This window comes from Streptomyces sp. R818, assembly GCF_056172735.1.
The window spans coordinates 744,185-766,714 of sequence record NZ_JAOCNE010000003.1 but is presented as its reverse complement, the minus strand read 5'-3'; the positions used below and the strand labels follow the sequence as shown (position 1 = coordinate 766,714).

Here is a 22,530-nt window from a genome sequence, read left to right as displayed (position 1 = left end):
AGGACACACCCCCCGATGAACGCCGTGCCAGCCGAACGCCCCACCGACGCACCCCGCGACCTCGTCGGCATCGGCATCGGGCCCTTCAACCTCTCCCTCGCCGCCCTCGCCCACCCCCTCGCCGCCCTCGACACCGTCTTCTACGACCAGCGCCCTGCCTTCCACTGGCACCCCGGCCTCCTCATCGACGGCTCCACCCTCCAGGTCCCCTTCCTCGCCGACCTCGTCACCCTCGCCGACCCCACCAGCCCCTGGACCTTCCTCAACTACCTCCGCACCCGCGACCGCCTCTTCCCCTTCTACTTCGCCGAGCGGTTCCACATCCAGCGCGCCGAGTACGACGCCTACTGCCGCTGGGTCAGCGAGAACCTCCCCGAACTCCGCTTCTCCCACCAGGTCGACGCCGTCCGCTGGAACCCCGACCGCAACGCCTTCGAGGTCGACCACACCCAGCTCGACGCCGACGGAGAGGCCGAGGCACTCGGCCGTACCTACACCCGCAACATCGCCCTCGGCGTCGGCACCGAACCCCACATCCCCGAACCCCTCAAACCCCTCGCCCTCGAACCCACCGTGCCCGTCCTGCACAGCGCCGACTACCTCACCCACCGCGAGCACCTGCTCACCGCCGACCACATCACCGTCATCGGCTCAGGACAGTCCGGCGCCGAGATCTTCCTCGACCTGCTCCGCGCCCGCCCCGAGGGCCGCGAGAAGATCCACTGGCTCGCCCGCACCGAGGCGTTCGCACCCATGGAGTACTCCAAGCTCGGCCTCGAACACTTCACCCCCGACTACACCCGCTACTTCCACCACCTCCCCGAAACCGAACGCGACCACCTCGTCCCCGCCCAATGGCAGCTCCACAAGGGCATCGACGCCGACACCATCGCCGCCATCCACGAAGAGCTCTACCGCCGCACCCTCCACGGCGGCTGGCCCGACGCCACCCTCACCCCCGGCGTCAGCGTCCGCACCGCAGGACGGGTCGGCGCCGCCAAGGTCGAACTCCACCTCGAACACCGCCGCCAGGGCACCCGCTCCCGCCTCACCACCGACGCCGTCGTCCTCGCCACCGGCTACCGCGAACGCCCCCTCGACCAGCTCCTCGCCGGCCTCGACCCCCACCTCCGCCGCGACGCCTCCGCCCGCCCCCGCGTCGACGAACAGTTCCGCCTCGTCCTCGACGACACCGTCAAGGGCGCCGTCTACGTCCAGAACGCCGAACGCCACACCCACGGCGTCGGCGCCCCCGACCTCGGCCTCGCCGCCTGGCGCAGCGCCACCATCCTCAACACCCTGACGGGGAACGAGCCCTACCCCCAGCCCCGCCGCACCGCCTTCACCACCTTCGGCCTCACGCCGCACGACGAAAGCCGCGCCCCCCGGCCCGGACACCAGGCAGGAGAACGCGGCCCCCTCATCGAACTGCGCAGCCAGTAACCAGCACGGTCAGAAACGGACCCGTCCGCGTCAGCCTCCAGTCCACCGACGCGAAGTCCGCCGGGTCCAGCACACCCTTCGCCGTCGCCCACTCCGCGATCCGCGTCCGGATCTCCGTCGACTCCGACCACAGCTCCTGCGCCGACGCCACGTGCGGGAACGCGCCACCACCGTTCGCCCGGTAGTTGTTCACCGCGAACACGAACTGCGCCGCGTCGTCCAGGTCCTTGCCCCCGAACTTCAGGTTCTTGATCCGCGAACCCGCCGGCTGCGCTATGTCGATGTCGTACGTCACGCCCGACACGTAGTCGTAGTTGTAGTCCGGCCGGTTCTCCGCGTTCGTCAGCTTCTCGACATCCACCGGCGCCCCCGCCGCCGTCCGCACGAAGTACTGCGCCGAGAACTCCAGGTACGCCCGCACCTGCGCGCCCGTCAGCAACTTCGCCACCAGCGTGTTGTCGTACACGTACAGACCCGACAGGTCCCGGATCGTCACGTCACCGGCCGGGATCTCCGACGTACGGGAGAACGGCGACGCCTGCGAAAGCACCGGCAGCGACGCGTACTGCGTCGACTTCAGCGCCTCCGTCACCACATCGGCCTGCACCTTGTTGATCAGGTCGATGATCGGCGCGTCCTTGTACCGGGCCTCCACCGTCGTCAGCGTCGTCGTCGCCTGGCCGACCACCTGGTTCACGTACTTCACGACCAGCGCGTGCTCGTCCGCCAGCAGCTTCGTGATCTTCGGGTCGTCCTGCACCGAGGCCGAGTTCAGCAGCTTCGACGTCACCGACTCGACCGACCAGCGGCCCTTCTCCCACACCAGGTCGAAGTCGAACAGCGCGAGCCGCTCGGCGTAGCACAGCGGCTCCGCCAGCACGACGGACTTGCCCGTCTTCTCGTTCTTCACCACCTGCTGCTCGATCTCGACGTGCGCGTGCCCGACGAGCACCGCGTCGATCCCCGGCACCTTCGCCGCCATGGTCGCCGCCGCGTTCTCCACGTACGGCAACTGGTCACCCCACGACGACGTGCCCGAAGCCCCCGAGTGCACCGACACGACCACCACGTCCGCGCCCATCGACCGCAGCTTCGGCACCCACAGCGCGGCCTGCTCCTCGATCCCCGGGAACTTCAGCTTGCCCTGCACATACGCCTTGTCCCAGATCGCGATACCCGGGTTCGTCAGCCCCAGGATCGCCACCTTCACGTCCCGCCCGTGCGGCGTGCGCAGCTGCTTGATCACGTACGGGCGGAACGCCGGCTTCTCCGTCTTCGCGTCCACCGCGTTCGCCCCGAGCAGCGGGAACCTCAGCTGCGACTCGAACTTGCGCAGCGTGTCGATGCCGTAGTTGAACTCGTGGTTGCCCAGCGCCGCCGCGTCGTACCCGATCTGGTTCATCGCCTGCGCCATCGGGTGCACCGGACCGTTCTTCGCGGTGATCGGCTCCACGCGCGCGAAGTAGTACGTCAACGGCGTGCCCTGGATCGTGTCACCCGCGTCGATCAGCAGCGTGTTGCCGCGCCCCTTCTCCTCCCGCACCTGCTTGACCAGCGTCGAAATACGCGACAGACCCTGCGCGTTGCCCGCCGCGTCCGTGTACTCGGCGTCCTTGTAGTAGTCCCAGTTGAAGACGTGACCGTGCAGGTCCGTCGTGCCCATCACGGTGAAGGAGTACCGCTTGCCCTTCGGCTTCTGCGGGTGCGGCTTGTGGTGGTGGTGCGAGGACGCCTCCGCGGCGGGCGCGACCACGGCACCCGTCAGCGCCACCCCCACACCCGTCGCGGCGGACTGTCCCAGAAACCTTCTGCGGTTCAACGGCATCTCTGTACTCCTTGGAGGGCACCACGGGTCGACGCGTCCGTGGCGACGCATCTGTAGCGACGCACCTGTAACGCGCGTAGATCCTGGATTCTGGCTCAGAACACACCCCCCGCAACACCCCCCACAGGTTGCGATCCGATGTCCGGACGCCGACCGAACCGGGGCCGGCGATGGGACAGTGAGACGCATGACCACCACCCCCACCGGACCCACACCCCCCGAATCCACCCCGTACGGGACACCCGACGCACCCCGCATCACCGTCCGCGGCGAAGCCCACCTCGAAGCCGACCCCGAACTCGCCCGCATCCGCGTCACCGTCCAGGCCCGCGGCGCCGACCGCCGCACCACCCTCGACGACCTCACCCGCCGCAACAGCAACGCCCTCGACCTCATCAAGTCCTACGGGGAAGCCGTCGACAACGTCGAGACCGGCACCTTCTCCCTCGCCCCCGAATTCACCAAACACGGCCGCGGCGAACGCGTCCACACCTACCACGGCCGCACCACCCTCACCGCCGAACTCGCCGACTTCACCGCACTCGGCGAACTCACCACCCGCCTCGCCGACCTCGACCTCACCCACGTCGACGGCCCCTGGTGGTCCCTGCGCCGCACCTCACCCGTCCACGCCCAGGCCAGGAACCAAGCCGTCCGCGAAGCCGTCCGACGCGCCCGCGAATACGCCGACGCCCTCGGCACCACCGTCGCCGCCCTGCTCGAACTCTCCGACACCGGCACCGACAATCACGACTGGATGCGGCGAGAAGGCAGCCGCGGCTGGACCCGCGCCTCCTTCGCCGGAGAGCCCGCCGAAGAACCCCCCGCCGCCCTCGACCTCGAACCCCAGCGCCAGCACATCCAGGCCACGGTCAGCGCCGCCTTCACCCTCCACCCGCCGACCCTCTGAACCCCCGCCCCACAGATTTCTGCGCTCATCAGAGCGGTAGCCCGCGCATATTCAAAACATGTCGATGTTTGTCAATAGCCCTTTACGCAAAGGTTGTTGAGTAGTCGCCCCTGGCCAATTCCCTACCCGCCGGTAAGCCCTAGGCTCGAACCATGCGCCGAGCAAAAATCGTCTGCACCCTGGGCCCCGCGACCGACTCGTACGAGCAGATCAAGGCACTCGTCGAAGCCGGAATGGACGTGGCCCGCTTCAACCTCAGCCACGGCAGCTACGCCGAGCACGAGGAGCGCTACCAGCGCGTGCGAAAGGCCGCCGAGGAGACCGGCCGCAGCGTCGGCGTCCTCGCCGACCTTCAAGGCCCGAAGATCCGCCTCGGCCGCTTCAGCGAAGGCCCCGTACTTCTTGAACGCGGCGACGAGTTCACCATCACCGTCGAGGACGGCGTCGAAGGCGACCGCCAGCGCTGCGGCACCACCTACAGCGGCCTCGCCGACGACGTCACCCCCGGCGAACGCATCCTCGTCGACGACGGCAAGGTCAGCCTCCAGGTCACCGGCGTCGACGGACCCCGCGTCCACACCCAGGTCGTCGAAGGCGGCATGGTCTCCGACCACAAGGGCCTCAACCTCCCCGGCGTCGCCGTCTCCGTCCCCGCACTCAGCGAGAAGGACCGCGACGACCTCCGCTGGGCCCTGCGCACCGGCGCCGACGTCATCGCCCTCTCCTTCGTCCGCAGCGGCCGCGACATCGAGGACGTCCACCGCATCATGGACGAGGAGGGCCGCCGCCTCCCCGTCATCGCCAAGGTCGAGAAGCCCCAGGCCGTCGACGCCATCGAGGACATCGTCGCCGCGTTCGACGGCATCATGGTCGCCCGCGGCGACCTCGGCGTCGAAATGCCGCTCGAACAGGTCCCGATCGTCCAGAAGCGCGCCATCAAACTGGCCAAGCGCAACGCCAAGCCGGTCATCGTCGCGACCCAGATGCTCGACTCCATGATCGAGAACTCACGTCCCACCCGTGCGGAAGCGAGCGACGTCGCCAACGCGGTCATCGACGGCACCGACGCGGTCATGCTCTCCGGCGAGACCAGCGTCGGAAAGTACGCGATCGAGACGGTCCGCACCATGTCCCGCATCGTCGAAGCGGCGGAAGAAGACATCCTGGCGAAGGGCTTGCCGCCGCTGACCGAACGCAACAAGCCCCGCACCCAGGGCGGCGCGGTCGCCCGCGCGGCGGCGGACATGGGCGACTTCCTCGGCGCCAAGTTCCTCGTCGCCTTCACCCAGTCCGGAGACACGGTCCGCCGCCTCTCCCGCTACCGCTCCCCGATCCCGCTCCTCGCGTTCACGCCGGACGCGTCGACGCGCGCCCAGCTGAACCTGACGTGGGGCGTCGAGACGTTCCTCGGCCCGCACGTCGAATCCACGGACGCGATGGTCGCCCAGGTCGACGAGATGCTGCTCAAGATCGGGCGCTGCGAGCGCGGCGACATCGTGGTCATCACGGCGGGTTCCCCTCCCGGGGTGGCCGGCTCGACGAACCTGGTCCGTGTACATCACATCGGGGAGGACGACGCGCCCAAGTAGGTTCCGCCCCGGGTCAGTATTTCGGGCCTACGTGCTTGTCCATGAGGGCTACGGAGGCTTTGCGGGCGACCGAGATGTTGAACAGGTTGACGCCCCGGGCCAGCGAACTCCACTCGACGCCGACGGCGTCGAGTGTGTCCGTGTACAGCTTCCGGATGTCGTCCGACTTGTTGGTGAAGAAGTACCGGGGGTATTCGTAGTGCTTGCGTACACCGCCGACGGTCTTCTCGGTCCAGTTCGTGATCCGACACCCGTCGGAGTGGATCAGGCCCCGGACGAACTCCCAGGGGTGGGCGTCGACAAGCTCCTGTTGCCAGGGTGCAAGGACAATCTCGCGGTTGTGCTTCTTGCCAGGGCCATGTTGCGGGAACAGGCAAGGCCAGTGGTTGCTGTAACAGGTCACGTTCTGGCAGCCCTGGCGTTGCACGCGGAACACTTTGTTGGCGGGCCGCACGGTTTGCATCGCTTCGGCGCAGGCGTCGATCAGGCCGGGCCAGTCGTTGGCGCAGGTGATGCGAAGGAAATAGGTACCTCGTCGAAGGTGGCTGATGCAGCCGTCGCCGAGATACAGCCCAAGCAGGTACGTGTAAGCGCCGGGGTCGGAGGGCGGCTCAGGCACTTCCTGGCAGCGTGGGCACGAGGCGGCGCGGTTCCAACCGAGCGGCTCGATCCGGGTCTGCCAGGACCGGATCGCTGCGCGGGAGATCCCGGTCTCCTGGCTCACCGAATTGAGACTGCGGCCCTGCGCGACCAGTGCCAAGGCTTGCTTGCGTGTGCCCGTGCCGTACATATGAGCACCATGAGCCGCGCCGCCGCGCGACGTGCAGCAAAAAGCGGATGTTCACCGGTACGTGAACATCCGCTTCAACTGGCGACCTTGGAATCCAAGGAAAAGTGCCCCGGGTCGGACTCGAACCGACACTGTATGGGTTTTGAATCCATTGCCTGCTGCCAATTGGGCTACCGGGGCCCACGGAATCTAAGGTTTCCCCTGACCCGCTGCCCGACCACCTTACCGCAGCTAGGTAGGCTCTTGTCAGCAGTACCCCCGCCCTGCATAACCAAGGAGCGCCCCCGTGACCGCCCCCGAGTCGCCCCAGCCCGCTGACGCCGCCGACGACGACAAGTCGCACGTCCCGCCGCTGACGACCCGTGTCGTCATCGCCGAGGACGAGGCCCTGATCCGCCTCGACCTCAAAGAGATGCTCGAGGAAGAGGGCTACTCCGTCGTGGGCGAGGCCGGCGACGGCGAGCAGGCCGTCGAGCTGGCCCGCGAGCACAAGCCCGACCTCGTCATCCTGGACGTGAAGATGCCGAAGATGGACGGCATCAGCGCGGCCGAGAAGATCGCCGGGGAGTCGATCGCCCCCGTGCTGATGCTGACCGCGTTCTCGCAGCGCGACCTCGTCGAGCGGGCGAGGGACGCCGGTGCGATGGCGTACCTGGTGAAGCCGTTCAGCAAGAGCGATGTGGTCCCGGCGATCGAGATGGCCGTGTCCCGGTTCACGGAGTTGAAGACGCTGGAGAAGGAGGTCGCGGACCTCACCCAGCGCTTGGAGACGCGGAAGCTGGTGGACCGGGCGAAGTCGGTGCTGCAGACGCAGTACGGGCTGACGGAGCCGGCGGCGTTCCGCTGGATCCAGAAGACGTCGATGGACCGGCGCCTGTCGATGCAGCAGGTCGCGGAGGCCGTCATCCAGGACGCCGAGGAGAAGAAGGCGTCCAAGGGCTGAGGCCCAGAGCAATACGCAGCGCTAAGGCCCGCGTCCCGAGTTGAAGGAGAACTCGGGACGCGGGCCTCAGCCACGTACAAGCACAGGCACGAACAGGGTCAGTCCTCGCCGAGGTACGCCTTACGGACCGACTCGTCCACGAGGAGGTCCTGGCCCGTCCCCGACAGGACGATCGAGCCGACCTCCATGACGTGTCCCTGGTCGGCCAGGGAGAGCGCGGCCTGGGCGTTCTGTTCGACGAGGAGGATCGTCGTGCCCTGGGACTTGAGCTCGACGATCGTCGACATGATCTTCTGCATCATGATGGGGGAGAGGCCCATGGAGGGCTCGTCCAGCATGAGGAGTTTGGGCTGGGACATGAGGGCGCGGCCCATGGCGAGCATCTGCTGTTCGCCGCCCGAGAGGGTTCCGGCCGCTTGCTTTCGGCGTTCGCCGAGGATCGGGAAGAGCTCGTAAGCGCGCTGCAGGTCCTTTTCTATCCCCGCCGGGTCTTTCCGTAGGAAGGCGCCCAGCTGCAGGTTTTCCATGATGGACAGGCGCGGGAAGATGCGTCGGCCTTCGGGGGAGTGGGCGAGGCCCATGGCGACGATCTTGTGGGCCGGGATGCCGGTGAGGGGCTGGCCGTTGAACAGGATGCGGCCGCTCAGGGGCTTGAGCAGTCCTGACAACGTTCGCAGGGTCGTCGTCTTCCCCGCACCGTTGGTGCCGATGAGGGTGACGACCTGGCCCTCCTCGACGGTGAAGGAGATGCCCTTGACGGCTTCGATCTTGCCGTAGGCGACCTTGAGGTCCTCGACCTCCAGCAGGGCGGTCACTTGTTCGTTCCTTCCGCAGAGCCTTCCGAGGTGCCGGCCGCGGAACCGTCCGACGATGCGCCCGACGGGCCGCCTTCCGCGGCGTGCGCCTCGGCTGCCTGGACGTCCTGGAGCGCGGCGTCCTCGGGGGCGCCTTCGAAGGGGGTGCCGAGGTAGGCGGCGATGACGCGTTCGTCGGCCTGGACGACCTCGCTGGTGCCTTCGACGAGTTTCTCCCCCTGGACGAGGACGGCGACGCGGTCGCAGAGGTTGAAGATGAAGCGCATGTCGTGCTCGATGACGAGGACGGCGATGCCCTTGTCGCGGATGGCGAAGACGAGTTCTTCGGTGGCGCGGGTCTCCTGCGGGTTCATGCCGGCGGTGGGCTCGTCGAGGAGGAGCAGGCCGGGTTCGCTGGCCATGGCGCGCGCGATTTCGAGCTTGCGCTGTTCTCCGTAGGGGAGGGAGCGGGCCAAATGGTCGCGTTTGTGGTCGAGGCCGATGAACTCCAGGAGCTCCATGGCCCGTTCCTCGGACGCCGCTTCGGCCTTCTTGAAGCCGGGGCCGCGCAGGAGAGCGGACCAGAGGCCCTCCTTCGTACGGGTGTGGCGGCCTACGAGGACGTTCTCCAGGACGGTCATGTTGGCGAAGAGCCGGATGTTCTGGAAGGTGCGGGCCATGCCGGCCTTGGTGACGAGGTGGGGTTTGGGCGGCAGGACGTTGCCCTTGTAGGAGACCTTGCCCTCGGTGGGGATGTAGAGGCCGGTGAGGCAGTTGAAGAAGGTGGTCTTGCCCGCGCCGTTGGGGCCGATGAGTCCGACGATCTCGCCTTGGTTGACGGTGAGGTCGACGGAGCGGACGGCGGTGAGTCCGCCGAAGCGCATGGTGACGTTGCTGGCTTCGAGGACCGTCTGGGTGGTGGTGGTCGGTGTCGTCATGGTGGTCACGCCCCTGCCTTGGTCGCCTTGGCGGCGCCGGTGGTGCTGTCGGGCAGGCTTTGTTGCTCCGGGATGTCGAGTTGGCCTGTTTCGTGGAACTCCAGCTGGCGGCGGCGGTTGGCGATGATGCCTTCGGGGCGGAAGCGCATGAGGAGGACGAGCGCGATGCCGAAGGCGAGGAGCTGGTACTCCTTGAGGAAGTTGAGCTTCTCGGGGATGAGGTAGAGGAAGCTCGCGCCGAGGAGGGGGCCGCTGACGGTGCCCATGCCGCCGAGGACGACGGCGGCGAGGAGGAACGCGGAGTTGGGCGGTGCGGCGCCGGCGAACTGGTAGGGGCTGGGGACGACGCTGTACGTCACGTGTGCGCTGACCGTGCCGGCGAGGCCCGCGAGGGTGGCGCCGAGGGCGAAGGCGATGAGTTTGACGCGGAAGCCGTTGATGCCCATGGCGGTTGCCGCTGTCTCGTCCTCGCGGATGGCGATCCAGGAGCGGCCGATGCGGGAGTCGGCGGCGCGGGTGAAGACCAGGACGACGATCGCCGTGATGATGAGCATCAGGAAGAAGTAGTTGGCGAACCGGCCGAGGGTGAAGCCGGCGACTTCGTGGCTGACGCCGAGGTTGAACCCGAAGATTTCGAGGTCGGGGATGGAGGGGATGCCGTCCGGGCCGTTGGTGATGTCGGGTCCGGAGGAGCCGTCCATGTTGTTGACGGCGATGCGGAAGATTTCGCCGAAGCCGAGGGTGACGATGGCGAGGTAGTCGCCGCGCAGGCGCAGGGTGGGTGCGCCGATGAGGACGCCGAAGACGAGTGAGGCGGCCATGCCGGTGAGGGCGGCGGCCCAGAAGGGGAACTGGACGCCGGAGAAGCGGGAGAACTCGGAGCCGGAGACGAGGGCGGCGGCGTAGGCGCCGACGCCGAGGAAGGCGACGTATCCGAGGTCGAGGAGGCCGGTGAGGCCGACGACGATGTTGAGGCCGAGGGCGACGGTGGCGAAGATCAGGATGTTGACGCCGAGGTTGGCGTTGTGGTCGTCGCTCTGGGTGAAGGGGAAGATCGCGGCGGCGAGGAAGGCCATGCCGGCGGCGAAGCCCTTGTGGCGGGCGGCGAGGCTGGAGAAGCGGTCGAGTTGTCCGGCGTGGACGAGGGCCCAGGCGGTGAAGAGGATGAGCAGGGAGAAGCCGATGAAGGTCTCGCTGTCCTCGTCGGGGATGCCGATGCCGTAGGTGAAGGCGATGAGGCCGAGGGTGATGCCGGCGGTGATGACCAGTCGCTGGGCCCAGGGCGCGAGTTCGCGGGTGGGGGCGGGCTGGTCGGGTTTGGTGAGGTAGTCCTTGAGGGTGTGGCCCGGGTGGGGCAGGGCGAGGGCGCCGAGGACGGGGAGTGCCGAGGCGATCACGGCGACGTAGGCGCCGGGGTCGAGGTTGGCGAGGCCGCCGAGGTCGACGGTGATGGCGATGGCGGAGAACCAGCAGACGGTGAGGCCGGCGACCGCGGAGAGCAGGAGCGGTGAGGTGGCGCCTGCGGGGTTGAGCCAGCGCACGCCTCGGACGTCCCACAGGCGCAGGGCGAACAGGAGGGTGATGATGCCGGAGACGAGGGCGACGATCTGGAGGCCGGCGGGGTAGCCGTAGACGGTGAGGTCGCCGGGGAACTCGTCGGTCCAGGTCCAGGACATGAAGGTGCTGGCGATGGTGCCGATCGCGCCGACGGCGACGAGGATGCGGGCGGCGCCGTCGGGCAGGTGGATGAGCCCGGTGGGGGTCTCGGTCTTGTCGGGTGTGGTCCGGGGTGTGGTCATGGTGGTCACGCCCTGTCCGCGACGCGTTCGCCGAGCAGACCTTGTGGTCGTAGCAGCAGGACGAGGATGAGGAGGACGAACGCCCAGACGGAGGCCCAGCCCTGGCCGCCGAGTTGCTGCATGCCGGGGATGTCGGAGATGTAGGCGGTGGCCATGGCTTCGGTGAGGCCGAGGACGACGCCGCCGAGCATGGCTCCGTAGATGTTGCCGATGCCGCCGAGGACGGCGGCGGTGAAGGCTTTGAGTCCGGCGGCGAAGCCCATGTCGTACTGGACGGAGCCGTATTTGACGCCGTAGGCGACGCCGGCGACGGCGGCGAAGACACCGCCGATGGCGAAGGCGATGACGATGATGCGGTTGGTGTCGATGCCCATGAGCTGGGCGGTGTCCGGGTCCTGGGCGGTGGCCTGCATGGCGCGGCCGGTGCGGGAGAGGCGGACGAAGACGGCGAGGATCGCCATGCAGAGCGGGGCGGCGATGATGAGGAAGATGTCGCCGCTCTGGATGCGGATGGAGCCGAGGTGGTAGGGCCCGAAGGGGAGTTGCGGGAAGACGCGGGCGGCCTTGGCGTCGGGGTAGAGGTTGAAGACGAGCTGCTGGATGGCGAGCGAGAGTCCGATCGCGGTGATCAGTGGTGCGAGGCGTGGTGCGCCGCGCAGTGGCCGGTAGGCGAACCGTTCCGCTCCGACGGCTATGAGGGTGGCGACGAGGGCGCCGCCGATGAGCATGGCCGGGAGGGCTATCCACATGGATATGCCGTCGGGGAGTACGAGGTAGACCGTGAGCGCGCCGAAGCCGCCGGTCATGAAGATCTCGCCGTGGGCGAAGTTGATGAGCTGGACGATGCCGTACACCATCGTGTAGCCGATGGCGATCAGCCCGTACATCGAGCCGAGGAACAGCCCGTTGGCCAGCTGCTGCGGCAGCGTGTTCACCGCGTGGCCTCCATGGGTGGGGAGTCTGGGGCAGGAGATGGGTGGGGCCGCGCGGTGATGACGGTCGTCATGGCCGCGCGGCCCCTGGGATGGTGCGTGCGGTGCGGTCGGTTCAGCCGGCGTTGAAGGTGCCGCTCTTGACGGCCTTCCACTCGCCGTTGCTGACCTGGTACACGGTGAGCTGCTTGTTGGTGGTGTCGCCGTACTGGTCGAAGGCGACGGGTCCGGCGATGCCGTCGAACTTGCTGTTCTGGACCTGTTCGACGACCTGTGCGCGGGCGTCGGAGGGGACCTTGCCGTCCTTCACGACGGCGCCGACGGCCTTGATGATGGCGGTGGCGGCGTCGTAGGAGTAGCCGCCGTAGGTGCCGTAGTCACCGGGGTACTTCTTCGCCTTGTAGGTGGAGATGAACTCCTTGGCGGCGGGCAGGGTGGTGACGGGGACGCCGACGGAGGTGGCGAGGTCGCCCTCGGCGGTCTTGCCGGCGGTCTTGATGTAGGTCGGGGTGAACATGCCGTCGCCGCCGAAGAGCGGGATCTTGGCGCCGGCGTCCTTGAGCTGCTTGGTGAGGACCTGGGACTCGTCGTACTGGCCGCCGTAGTAGAGCAGGTCGGCGCCGGAGTTCTTGATCTTGGTGACGAGGGTGCCGAAGTCGCTGCTGCCGCCGCTGGAGATGGTGGTGACGTGGTCGGTGCCGACGACCTGGCCGCCCGCCTTCTTGAAGCCGGCGGTGAAGAGCTTGGCGAGGCCCGCGCCGTAGGTCTGCTTGTCGTCGACGACGTAGACCTTCTTCTTCTTCAGCGTGTTGTAGGCGTAGTCCGCGGCGAAGCCGCCCTGGAGGGCGTCGGTGGTGGCGGTGCGGAAGTACGTCTTGTACGTGCGCTTCTTCGAGGTCTGCCAGTTCTTGCCCTGGGTCAGTTCGGGGGCGGTGTTGGAGGGGGAGATCTCGACGAGGTTGGCCGTGGCGAAGACCTGCTGCATGGAGGTGGCCACACCGGAGTTGAGGGGGCCGACGACTCCGAGCACGTCCTTGTCGGCGACGAGCGCGGTGGCGTTCTGCTGGCCGGTGGCGGGGACGGCCTTGTCGTCGAGCGCCTTGACCTTGAAGGTGACACCGGGAACGGTGTTCTTCTTGTTGGCGTCGTCGACGGCGATCTGCACGCCGTACTGGATGCCGAGGCCGGTCGCGGAGTTGGCGCCGGTCAGAGGGGCGTCGACGCCGATGACGACGGTGGTCTTCTTGTCGCTGCTCGACCCTTTGTCGTCGTCGCGCGATCCGCAGGCGGTGAGCGTCAGTGCTCCGGTGGTGAGCACGGTGGTGAGTATGAGCAGAGAACGGTGTCGCACGATCATTCCTCTCCCTGGCGCGATCCCCGTGGTCGGGGATCGTGTGTCTCGCCGGGCCGTACTGGTGGTACAGGGGCCGTGCAATGGACGCGCCCGGCGGCGCGGTGACTGGCCGTGACTATAAGCGCAGGTCGCAGAGTGGGGAGTAGTGCGGGAGAGGATGTGACGCTCTTGTTATGCCGGGGTGGCTCCGGGTGGGTGCAGTGGGGGCGATTGGGGCGTATGCATACCGCACTCGCGTGTTCGCAATGTGAGAACGCCCAGTTCCGCTAAGGGACTTGAGTCGATCTTGGTCCTTACTTCGGATCCATTCGGTGGCGTCCGGGGGCTTGTCCACGGGGTGGCGGCGGTGTAATGGACGGCCGTGCGGGGTGGCATGGCCGTGTTACGACGGTGGTAACTGTGTGTAACTTCCACGCATGATCGTCCGGGCCGCCGGTGACGGGTGGCAGGAGGCCCGGATCCACTGCCACAGGTCGCGGCGGTAGGCGTCGCCGAAGAGGAAGGCGTGGTCCTGTCGGGCGCGCCGGTTGCTCAGGGTCAGTTCGATGTAGGGCTCGTTGATGCCGTGCGGCAGGGACGCGCAGTGGTGGGGGGTGAGATGGGCGGTGAGATGCCAGGGGCTGCCCGGTTCGACCGTCACGGGGAGTGTGGGGGCGCTGTCCGCCGTCAGTCGGGCGGGCCCGGTGGTGAGCCGGTGGACGGTGACCGGGCTCGCGCCGCTGACGTGCACGGTGAACCGGAAGCGTCCCGGCTCGGGCCCCGGTCCGTCGTAGCGCAACGCGGTCACCTGCGAGGGCCAGGGCGGGGGCGCGGGCGTCGCGGGTGCCGGGCGCAGCAGGAGGAGTGCGGTGGCGGCGGTGGTGGCGAGGGCCAGTGCGAGGGCGGCGCGGCGGCGTGTCACCGGCACGGTGGCCCAGCGCTCGGTGAGGCGGGGTATTTCTGAGCGGGGGGTCGAGAGGGTGTCGAGCCGGGGCCGGGGTCCGGGTGGCGGGCCGGTGCCGGTCGGTTCGCAGGGCTCGACGGGGCCGATGCCGGTCATAGCTGAAGGTAAGTCCGGTCGCCGTCGGCTACAAGGCCGCGGTCGGTTACAGGGTCGCGGTCGGCTACAAGGCCGCGGTCAGCTACAGGGCCGCGGTCGGGTTGCGGGGCCGCCGTCGGCTGCGGGGCCGCGGTCGGGCTGCGGGGCCGCGGTCGGGCTGCGGGGCCGCGGTCGGGCTGCGGGGCCGCGGTCGGGCTGCGGGGCCGGCGTCGGCGAACAAGGCCGTGTGCCCGTCCGCCGTTCCCCCGTGGCGCACGCCCTCTGGCGGGACGGGGTGGGGCGCGCTGGAATACGCGGGAACACCCGCGTCCCGCGAGGCACTCCCTTCTCGCGCCCTTGGAGGCACGATGGTGAGATCCACCGGTATGAGAGCACGCCGCTTGCGCGGTCCGGCCGTGGTGTGCGCGCTGGCGGCGGTGCTGGCCACGCCGTCCGCGTACGCCGCTGAACAGGGCGCGCCACGCGCGGAGTTGGTGGTGTCCGGGCAGGAGACGCAACCCGTCTTCTCCCGGGCCGACGCCGTGCTGCAGCAGGTCGACATCCAAACGGAGGCCGACAGTGACGGCGACGGTGAGCGCGACACCGTACGGATGCGGATCCTGCGGCCGAAGGAGACGCGGACGGCGGGGCTGAAGGTCGCGACGATCGTGGAGGCGAGTCCGTACTGGGCGGGCGGCAATGACGTGCCGAACCACGGTGTGGACCTCGACGAGGACGGGCTGCCGGTCGCGGGACCGGCGCAGCAGCTGGGGCTGAAGAGGCCCGGGTTGACCGGTCCGGCGGTCGCCTGGTCCGGCTACTACGACAACTACTTCCTGCCCCGCGGTTATGCCGTGGCGCAGGTCGACAGTCTCGGTACGGGCGGCTCCACCGGCTGTCCCACCTCGGGCGGTCGCAACGAGACGCTCGGCGCGAAGGCCGCGATCGACTGGCTGGGCGGCCGGGCGGAGGGGTGGGACCTCGACGGGAACCCGGTGCGTGCCAACTGGTCGACCGGCAACGCCGCCATGATGGGCATCTCCTACAACGGCACGCTGCCGACCGCCGTGGCCACCACGGGTGTGCGGGGCCTCAAGGCGATCGTGCCGATCTCCGGGATCTCGTCCTGGTACGACTACTACCGGGCGAACGGTGGTGTCGTCGCGCCCGGCACCTTCCAGGGCGAGGACACCGACGTACTCGCCCGGTACGTGTACTCGCGCGCCGACCGGGAGATCTGCGAGCCGGTGCTCGACGCGTTGGAGCGCGACCAGGACCGGGTGACGGGCGACTGGTCGCCGTACTGGCAGGAGCGCGACTATCTCAAGGACGTGCGCCGGATCAAGGCGGGCGTCTTCGTCGTGCACGGCCTGAACGACTGGAACGTGAAGACGAAGAACGCCGGGCAGTTGTGGGAGGCGCTGAAGAAGAACCACGTTCCGCGCAAGCTGTGGCTGCACCAGGCCGGGCACGCCAACCCGATGCCGCTGCGGATGGAGGAGTGGCTCGGCCAGGTCCACCGCTGGTTCGACTACTGGCTCTACGGCATCCGCAACGGGGTCCTGGACGAGCCCCGGGTCGATGTCGAGCAGGCCGACTTCGGCTGGCGCCAGCAGCGGGACTGGCCCGAGCCCGGCACCCGCGGTCTCACGCTGCGGCTGCGCGCCGACGGGACGCTGGGGCGTCTTGCGGGCCCGCAGCGCGTGCAGGGGCTGACCGACGCGGGCCGTACCGTCCCGGCCGAGCAGCTCGTCACGGCGCCCGACAGTGCGAACCCGAACCGGCTCGCGTACACGACGGGGCCGCTCGCGCGCGATCTGCGGCTCAACGGCGTGCCCAAAATCGACGTCCGGGCGTCGCTCTCCGGTACGTCGCCGTACGTGACGGCGCTGCTCGTCGACTACGGGCGCGCCACGCGGGCGACGTCCGGGACGGTCACCGACACGTCGCGGCAGGTCTGTTACGGCGAGGGCGTGCCGGATCTGCCGGGCGAGACGGGGTGCGCGTACCGGACGCGGCACGTCACCGAGACGGCCGACTTCAAGATCGTGACGCGGGGCTGGCTCGACGCCCGCAACCGGCACTCGTACGCCCGTCAGAGCAAGGTCGTGGAGGGCCGTGAGTACCGGCTGCGTTGGGACATGCAGCCGCAGGACTATGTCTTCGAGGCCGGGCACCGGCTCGGTGTCGTCCTGATCTCGACCGACTACGACTACACGCTGCGGTACCCGGCGGGCACGAGGATGACGGTGCGCGCCGGGTCCGCGTCGCTCACGCTGCCGACGGCGCCGTAGGTGCTGCGGGGGCTGCGGGCGCTGTGGGGGCGTCCTTGAGGAGGCAGGTCAGGCGGGCCGTGCAGACCCGCTTGTCCTGCTCGTCGGTGATGACGATCTCGTACGTGGCGGTGGTGCGGCCGCGGTGCACGGGGGTGGCGACGCCGGTGACGAGGCCGGAGCGGGCGCCGCGGTGGTGGGTGCAGTTCAGGTCGACGCCGACGGCGATCTTGCCGGGGCCGCCGTGGAGCATGGAGCCGACCGAGCCGAGGGTCTCGGCGAGGACGGCGGAGGCGCCGCCGTGCAGCAGCCCGTAGGGCTGGGTGTTGCCCTCGACGGGCATCGTGCCGACGACGCGGTCCGCTGCCGCTTCCTTGATCTCGACGCCCATGCGGGTGCCGAGGTGGCCGGCGGAGAAGAGGGCGGGCAGGTCGACGCCGAGCGTCGCGTACTCGTCGATGACCTCTTGCGGGAACTTCACGTGGTTCTGCTCGCCCATGGGGCCCGGCTCCGTCCGTAGTCCACTGCCTGTGTCGTCCAGGTGGCTGAGCAAACGCTCAGTCGGTGCTCGATTGTTCCAGGCGGACGACGACGGACTTGCTGGCGGGGGTGTTGCTGGTGTCCGCGGTGGCGTCCAGCGGCACCAGGACGTTGGTCTCCGGGTAGTACGCGGCCGCGCAGCCGCGCGCGGTCGGGTAGTGCACGACGCGGAAGCCGGGGGCGCGGCGCTCGACGCCGTCGCTCCACTCGCTGACGAGGTCGACGTAGGAGCCGTCGGCGAGGTCGAGGTCCTTGGCGTCCTCGGTGTTGACGAGGACGACGCGGCGGCCGTTCTTGATGCCGCGGTAGCGGTCGTCCAGGCCGTAGATCGTGGTGTTGTACTGGTCGTGCGAGCGCAGGGTCTGCAGGAGGAGGCGGCCCTCGGGCAGGTGCGGGTACTCGACGGGCGCGGCGGTGAAGTTGGCCTTGCCAGTGGCGGTGGGGAAGCGGCGCTCGTCGCGCGGGGCGTGCGGCAGCGCGAACCCGGCGGGGTCGGCCACGCGCGCGTTGAAGTCCTCGAAGCCGGGGATCACGCGCGCGATGCGGTCGCGGATCGTGGCGTAGTCCTTCTCGAACTCCTCCCACGGGGTGGCGGAGCCGTCGCCCAGGGCGCGGCGGGCGAGGCGGGCGACGATGGCCGGTTCGGAGAGCAGGTGGCGGCTCGCGGGCTCAAGGCGCCCGCGCGAGGCGTGGACCATGCCCATGGAGTCCTCGACGGTGACGAACTGCTCGCCGCTGCCCTGCACGTCGCGCTCGGTGCGGCCGAGCGTGGGCAGGATCAGGGCGCGGGCGCCGGTGACGGCGTGCGAGCGGTTGAGCTTCGTGGAGACGTGGACGGTGAGGGCGGCGCGGCGCATGGCCGCCTCGGTGACCTCCGTGTCGGGGGAGGCGGAGACGAAGTTGCCGCCCATGGCGAAGAAGACCTTCGCCTCGCCGTCGCGCAGGGCGCGGATGGCGCGGACGACGTCGAAGCCGTGCTCGCGCGGGGGAGCGAAGCCGAACTCCTTCTCCAAGGCGTCGAGGAAGGCGGGGGCGGGGCGCTCGAAGATGCCCATGGTGCGGTCGCCCTGGACGTTGCTGTGGCCGCGGACGGGGCAGACACCGGCGCCGGGCCGGCCGATGTTGCCGCGGAGCAGCAGGAAGTTGACGACCTCGCGGATGGTCGGCACGGAGTGCTTGTGCTGGGTCAGGCCCATCGCCCAGCAGACGACGGTGCGCTTGGAGGCGAGGACCAGTTCCAGGGTGCGCTCGATGTCCGCGCGGGAGAGGCCGGTCGCCTTGAGGGTCTCGTCCCAGTCGGCGGCGCGGGCGGCGGCGGCGAACTCCTCGTAGCCGTGCGTGTGCTCGTCGATGAAGGCACGGTCGGTGGCGCCGTCCGTCTCCAGGATGAGCTTGTTGAGGAGACGGAAGAGGGCCTGGTCGCCGCCGAGCCGGATCTGCAGGAACAGGTCGGTGAGGGAGGCGCCCTTGGTGAGGCCCTTGGGGGTCTGCGGGTTCTTGAATTTCTCCAGGCCCGCCTCGGGCAGCGGGTTCACGGAGATGATCCGGGCGCCGCCCGCCTTGGCCTTCTCCAGGGCGGAGAGCATGCGCGGGTGGTTGGTGCCCGGGTTCTGCCCGGCGACGATGATCAGGTCCGCCTTGTAGAGGTCCTCCAGGAGGACGCTGCCCTTGCCGATGCCGATCGTCTCGGTCAGCGCGGAGCCGGACGACTCGTGGCACATGTTCGAGCAGTCGGGCAGGTTGTTCGTGCCGAACTCGCGGGCGAAGAGCTGGAAGAGGAACGCCGCCTCGTTGCTGGTGCGGCCCGAGGTGTAGAAGACGGCCTCGTCGGGGGAGGAGAGCGCGGCCAGCTCGTCGCCGATGATGTCGAAGGCCCGCTCCCACGTCACCGGCTCGTACCGGTCGCCGCCCTCGGGCAGGTACATGGGGTGGGTGAGGCGGCCCTGCTGGCCCAGCCAGTACCCGGAGCGCGTGGCCAGGTCGGCGACCGGGTGCGCGGCGAAGAACTCGGGGGTGACCCGGCGCAGGGTGGCCTCCTCGGCGACCGCCTTCGCGCCGTTCTCGCAGAACTCGGCCGTGTGCCGGTGCTCGGGCTCGGGCCAGGCGCAGCCGGGGCAGTCGAAGCCGTCCTTCTGATTGACGCGGAGCAGGGTGAGAGCGGTGCGCTTCACGCCCATCTGCTCGCGGGCGATCTTGAGGGACTGCCGGACGGCGGGGATCCCCGCGGCATGGTGCTGCGGGGCCGCGACCTGCGGCGCGTCCTGAACCGGGTCCGACGCGGGCGGCTTGCTGGCCATGGCTGGCTCCCCTTCGAGCTGGTCCTGCGAGCGTGCGGCGCAGCGCTCGGCGCTGCTTTTCATGCGTCCGTCGATCCTCGCACGTACGACTGACAGGGCCCCCGCCCGGTCGGGGATGGGCCGGGCTGTCAGTGGGGCGTGGCAGGATCGGGGACGTGGCAGAGAAAGCAGCGAAGACGGCGAAGACGACGGCGACGAAGGCGACCGGCGGTGCGGGTGGGCGCCCCCGGCTGATGCTCATGGACGGGCACTCCCTGGCCTACCGGGCGTTCTTCGCGCTGCCCGCGGAGAACTTCACGACGGCGACGGGCCAGCCGACGAACGCGATCTACGGTTTCGCGTCGATGCTGGCGAACACGTTGCGCGACGAGGCGCCCACGCACTTCGCGGTGGCGTTCGACGTCTCGCGCAAGACGTGGCGCTCGGAGGAGTTCACCGAGTACAAGGCGAACCGGTCGAAGACGCCGGACGAGTTCAAGGGCCAGGTCGAGCTGATCGGCGAGCTGCTCGACGCGATGCACACGCCGCGCTTCGCCGTCGAGGGCTTCGAGGCCGACGACGTCATCGCCACGCTCGCCACCCAGGCCGAGGCCGAGGGGTACGAGGTCCTGATCGTCACCGGCGACCGGGACTCCTTCCAGCTCGTCTCGGACCACGTCACGGTCCTGTACCCGACCAAGGGCGTCTCCGAGCTGACGCGCTTCACGCCGGAGAAGGTCTTCGAGAAGTACAGCCTGACCCCGGCGCAGTACCCGGACTTCGCGGCGCTGCGCGGCGACCCGTCGGACAACCTGCCGGGCATTCCGGGCGTCGGCGAGAAGACGGCCGCGAAGTGGATCAACCAGTTCGGTTCGTTCGCCGAGCTGGTCGAGCGCGTCGACGAGGTCAAGGGCAAGGCGGGCGCGAACCTCCGGGAGCACCTGGAGGCCGTCAAGCTCAACCGCCGCCTCACCGAGATGGTTCGCGACGTCGAGCTGCCGAAGACCGTCGGTGACCTGGAGCGCACGGCGTACGACCGCACGGCGATCGCGATGATCCTGGACACCCTGGAGATCCGTAACCCGTCGCTGCGCGAGCGCCTCTTCGCCGTCGACCCGGGCGCCGCCGAGGCCGAGGAGGCCCCGGCCGAGCCCGGCGTCGACGTCGACGGGACGGTCCTGACCACGGGCGAGATCGCGCCGTGGCTGGCCGAGCACGGCACCGCCGTCCTGGGCCTGGCCTCCGTCGACACCTGGACGCTCGGCACCGGATCGGTCACCGAGGTCGCGCTCGCCGCCGCCGCGGGCCAGGCCGCCTGGTTCGACCCCTCGCTGCTCGACGAGGCCGACGAGAAGGCGTTCGCGGCGTGGCTGGCGGACGCCGCCAAGCCCAAGGTGCTGCACAACGCCAAGGCGGTGATGCGGGTCTTCGCCGAGCACGGGTGGACGGTGGAGGGCGTCACCATGGACACCGCGCTCGCCGCCTATCTGGTCAAGCCGGGCCGCCGCTCCTTCGCGCTCGACGCGCTCACCCTGGAGTACCTGGGCCGCGAGCTGGCCCCCGCAGGCGCCCCCGACGGACAGCTCGCCTTCGGCAGCGAGGAGGACGAGCAGGCCGAGGCCGACGCGCTCATGGTGCAGGCCCGCGCCATCCTCGACCTCGGCGAGGCGTTCGGTACGCGCCTGAAGGAGGTCGGCGCCGCCGAGCTGCTCACCGACATCGAGCTGCCCACCTCCGCGCTGCTCGCCCGCATGGAGCGGTACGGCATCGCCGCCGACCGCCCGCACCTCCAGGACATGGAGCAGATGTTCGCGGGCGCGGTCCAGCAGGCGGTGCAGGAGGCACACGCCTCGGTGGGCCACGAGTTCAACCTCGGCTCGCCCAAGCAGCTCCAGGAGGTCTTCTTCGGCGAGCTGGACCTCCCCAAGACGAAGAAGACCAAGACCGGCTACACCACCGACGCGGACGCGCTCGCCTGGCTCGCCCAGCAGACCGACCACGAACTCCCCGTGATCATGCTGCGCCACCGTGAGCAGGCCAAGCTCCGCGTCACCGTCGAGGGCCTGATCAAGACGATCGCGGCGGACGGCCGCATCCACACCACGTTCAACCAGACGGTCGCCGCGACCGGCCGCCTCTCCTCGACCGACCCGAACCTGCAGAACATCCCCGTCCGCACGGACGAGGGCCGGGCGATCCGGCGCGGCTTCGTGGTGGGCGAGGGCTACGAGTCGCTGATGACGGCCGACTACAGCCAGATCGAACTCCGTGTCATGGCGCACCTGTCGGAGGACGAGGGCCTGCTTGAGGCGTTCAACTCGGGCGAGGACCTGCACACCACCGTCGCCTCGCAGGTGTTCGGGGTGGGCCGGGACGCGGTCGACGCGGAGATGCGCCGCAAGATCAAGGCGATGTCGTACGGGCTTGCCTACGGCCTGTCGGCGTTCGGCCTGTCCGGGCAGCTCAACATCGAGCCCGGGGAGGCGCGGGTCCTGATGGACACGTACTTCGAGCGGTTCGGCGGCGTCCGGGACTATCTGCGCCGCGCGGTGGACGAGGCGCGGGCCACGGGCTACACGGAGACCATGCTGGGCCGTCGCCGGTACCTGCCCGACCTGAACTCGGACAACCGGCAGCGCCGGGAGATGGCCGAGCGGATGGCGCTCAACGCGCCGATCCAGGGCACGGCGGCGGACATCGTCAAGATCGCGATGCTGAACGTGGACCGGGCGCTGCGTGAGGCGGGGCTCGCCTCCCGGATGCTGCTCCAGGTCCACGACGAAATCGTCCTGGAGATCGCACCCGGGGAGGCGGCGGTCGCGGAGGAACTGGTCCGCCGCGAAATGGCCGGAGCGGTTGCCCTCCGGGCGCCGCTGGATGTGTCGGTGGGCCTGGGCCGTGACTGGGAGTCGGCCGCGCACTAGCCTCCGGCGCCGGCGGGCGGGGTTCGTCGTGGCTGGTCGCGCAGTTCCCCGTTCCCCTGGAACTGCGCACCGTGACGGAGCGTCTGCCCCATGCCCCGGCAGGACGGGTGCACCACCGTCGTGGTCGCTCGCGCAGTTCCCCGCGCCCCTGAAGGCACCCGGCTACGCCGCGCCTCCAGGGG

At 69.3% G+C, this 22,530-nt stretch carries 16 protein-coding genes and 1 tRNA gene; 6 read left to right on the top strand and 11 right to left on the bottom strand.

Annotation, left to right across the window (positions count from 1 at the left end; genetic code table 11):
- Positions 1-15: 15 nt before the first annotated feature.
- Complete coding sequence (locus N5I75_RS08625; RefSeq protein WP_476675939.1) at positions 16-1,443, top strand: lysine N(6)-hydroxylase/L-ornithine N(5)-oxygenase family protein; 1,428 nt, start codon at positions 16-18, stop codon at positions 1,441-1,443.
- Here N5I75_RS08625 and N5I75_RS08620 read toward each other — a convergent pair.
- Entirely contained in the window at positions 1,421-3,268 is a 1,848-nt protein-coding gene (locus N5I75_RS08620) for a bifunctional metallophosphatase/5'-nucleotidase (RefSeq protein WP_476675937.1), read from the bottom strand. The two genes, N5I75_RS08625 and N5I75_RS08620, sit on opposite strands and share 23 nt — an antisense overlap.
- 187 nt (positions 3,269-3,455) lie before the next feature.
- Here N5I75_RS08620 and N5I75_RS08615 point away from each other — a divergent pair, with 187 nt between their 5' ends.
- Positions 3,456-4,178 (top strand): SIMPL domain-containing protein, encoded by a 723-nt coding sequence (locus tag N5I75_RS08615; protein WP_476675935.1) that lies wholly within the window; start codon positions 3,456-3,458, stop codon positions 4,176-4,178.
- 152 nt (positions 4,179-4,330) lie between these two features.
- Positions 4,331-5,767: a pyruvate kinase gene (pyk, locus tag N5I75_RS08610; protein ID WP_476675933.1), complete on the top strand. Its 1,437-nt coding sequence runs from the start codon at positions 4,331-4,333 to the stop codon at positions 5,765-5,767.
- 13 nt (positions 5,768-5,780) lie between these two features.
- Here the strand turns inward: pyk and N5I75_RS08605 are convergent, their stop codons facing one another.
- Positions 5,781-6,557 carry a helix-turn-helix domain-containing protein gene (locus tag N5I75_RS08605; protein WP_476675931.1) on the bottom strand — a complete coding sequence of 259 codons (777 nt, stop codon included), beginning with the start codon at positions 6,555-6,557 and terminating at the stop codon, positions 5,781-5,783.
- A 105-nt stretch (positions 6,558-6,662) separates the two neighbouring features.
- Positions 6,663-6,737: transfer RNA gene (locus N5I75_RS08600), tRNA-Leu, on the bottom strand.
- A gap of 106 nt (positions 6,738-6,843) precedes the next feature.
- On the opposite strand from N5I75_RS08600, the gene N5I75_RS08595 reads away from it, so the two are divergent.
- Complete coding sequence (locus N5I75_RS08595; protein ID WP_476675929.1) at positions 6,844-7,500, top strand: ANTAR domain-containing response regulator; 657 nt, start codon at positions 6,844-6,846, stop codon at positions 7,498-7,500.
- Between the two features lie 98 nt (positions 7,501-7,598).
- On the opposite strand, the gene N5I75_RS08590 is transcribed toward N5I75_RS08595, so the two are convergent.
- The 6 genes from N5I75_RS08590 to N5I75_RS08565 form a co-directional block, all read right to left on the bottom strand.
- Positions 7,599-8,315: an ABC transporter ATP-binding protein gene (locus tag N5I75_RS08590; RefSeq protein ID WP_476675926.1), complete on the bottom strand. Its 717-nt coding sequence runs from the start codon at positions 8,313-8,315 to the stop codon at positions 7,599-7,601.
- The gene (locus tag N5I75_RS08585; protein ID WP_476675924.1) at positions 8,312-9,232 is read right to left on the bottom strand and encodes an ABC transporter ATP-binding protein; all 921 of its coding nucleotides are present in this window, start codon (positions 9,230-9,232) and stop codon (positions 8,312-8,314) included. Before N5I75_RS08585 ends, N5I75_RS08590 begins: the two co-directional genes overlap by 4 nt.
- Before the next feature lie 5 nt (positions 9,233-9,237).
- Positions 9,238-11,031, bottom strand: a complete 1,794-nt coding sequence (locus tag N5I75_RS08580; RefSeq protein ID WP_476675922.1) for a branched-chain amino acid ABC transporter permease — start codon at positions 11,029-11,031, stop codon at positions 9,238-9,240.
- 5 nt (positions 11,032-11,036) lie between these two features.
- Positions 11,037-11,966 carry a branched-chain amino acid ABC transporter permease gene (locus N5I75_RS08575; protein ID WP_394434967.1) on the bottom strand — a complete coding sequence of 310 codons (930 nt, stop codon included), beginning with the start codon at positions 11,964-11,966 and terminating at the stop codon, positions 11,037-11,039.
- Between the two features lie 112 nt (positions 11,967-12,078).
- Positions 12,079-13,320 (bottom strand): branched-chain amino acid ABC transporter substrate-binding protein, encoded by a 1,242-nt coding sequence (locus tag N5I75_RS08570; RefSeq protein ID WP_476675920.1) that lies wholly within the window; start codon positions 13,318-13,320, stop codon positions 12,079-12,081.
- 379 nt (positions 13,321-13,699) lie between these two features.
- On the bottom strand, positions 13,700-14,356 hold the full coding sequence (locus tag N5I75_RS08565; RefSeq protein WP_476675918.1) for a hypothetical protein: 657 nt from the start codon (positions 14,354-14,356) through the stop codon (positions 13,700-13,702).
- A 365-nt stretch (positions 14,357-14,721) separates the two neighbouring features.
- On the opposite strand from N5I75_RS08565, the gene N5I75_RS08560 reads away from it, so the two are divergent.
- Complete coding sequence (locus tag N5I75_RS08560; RefSeq protein WP_476675916.1) at positions 14,722-16,629, top strand: Xaa-Pro dipeptidyl-peptidase; 1,908 nt, start codon at positions 14,722-14,724, stop codon at positions 16,627-16,629.
- Here the strand turns inward: N5I75_RS08560 and N5I75_RS08555 are convergent.
- Together N5I75_RS08555 and N5I75_RS08550 are read right to left on the bottom strand one after the other, a co-directional pair.
- A complete protein-coding gene (locus N5I75_RS08555; RefSeq protein ID WP_476675914.1) occupies positions 16,607-17,107 on the bottom strand; it encodes a PaaI family thioesterase in 501 nt (166 codons plus the stop codon). The two genes, N5I75_RS08560 and N5I75_RS08555, sit on opposite strands and share 23 nt — an antisense overlap.
- A 58-nt stretch (positions 17,108-17,165) precedes the next feature.
- Complete coding sequence (locus N5I75_RS08550; RefSeq protein ID WP_476676985.1) at positions 17,166-19,445, bottom strand: FdhF/YdeP family oxidoreductase; 2,280 nt, start codon at positions 19,443-19,445, stop codon at positions 17,166-17,168.
- A gap of 233 nt (positions 19,446-19,678) precedes the next feature.
- On the opposite strand from N5I75_RS08550, the gene polA reads away from it, so the two are divergent.
- Positions 19,679-22,348 carry a DNA polymerase I gene (gene polA / locus N5I75_RS08545; RefSeq protein ID WP_476676983.1) on the top strand — a complete coding sequence of 890 codons (2,670 nt, stop codon included), beginning with the start codon at positions 19,679-19,681 and terminating at the stop codon, positions 22,346-22,348.
- Positions 22,349-22,530: the final 182 nt, after the last annotated feature.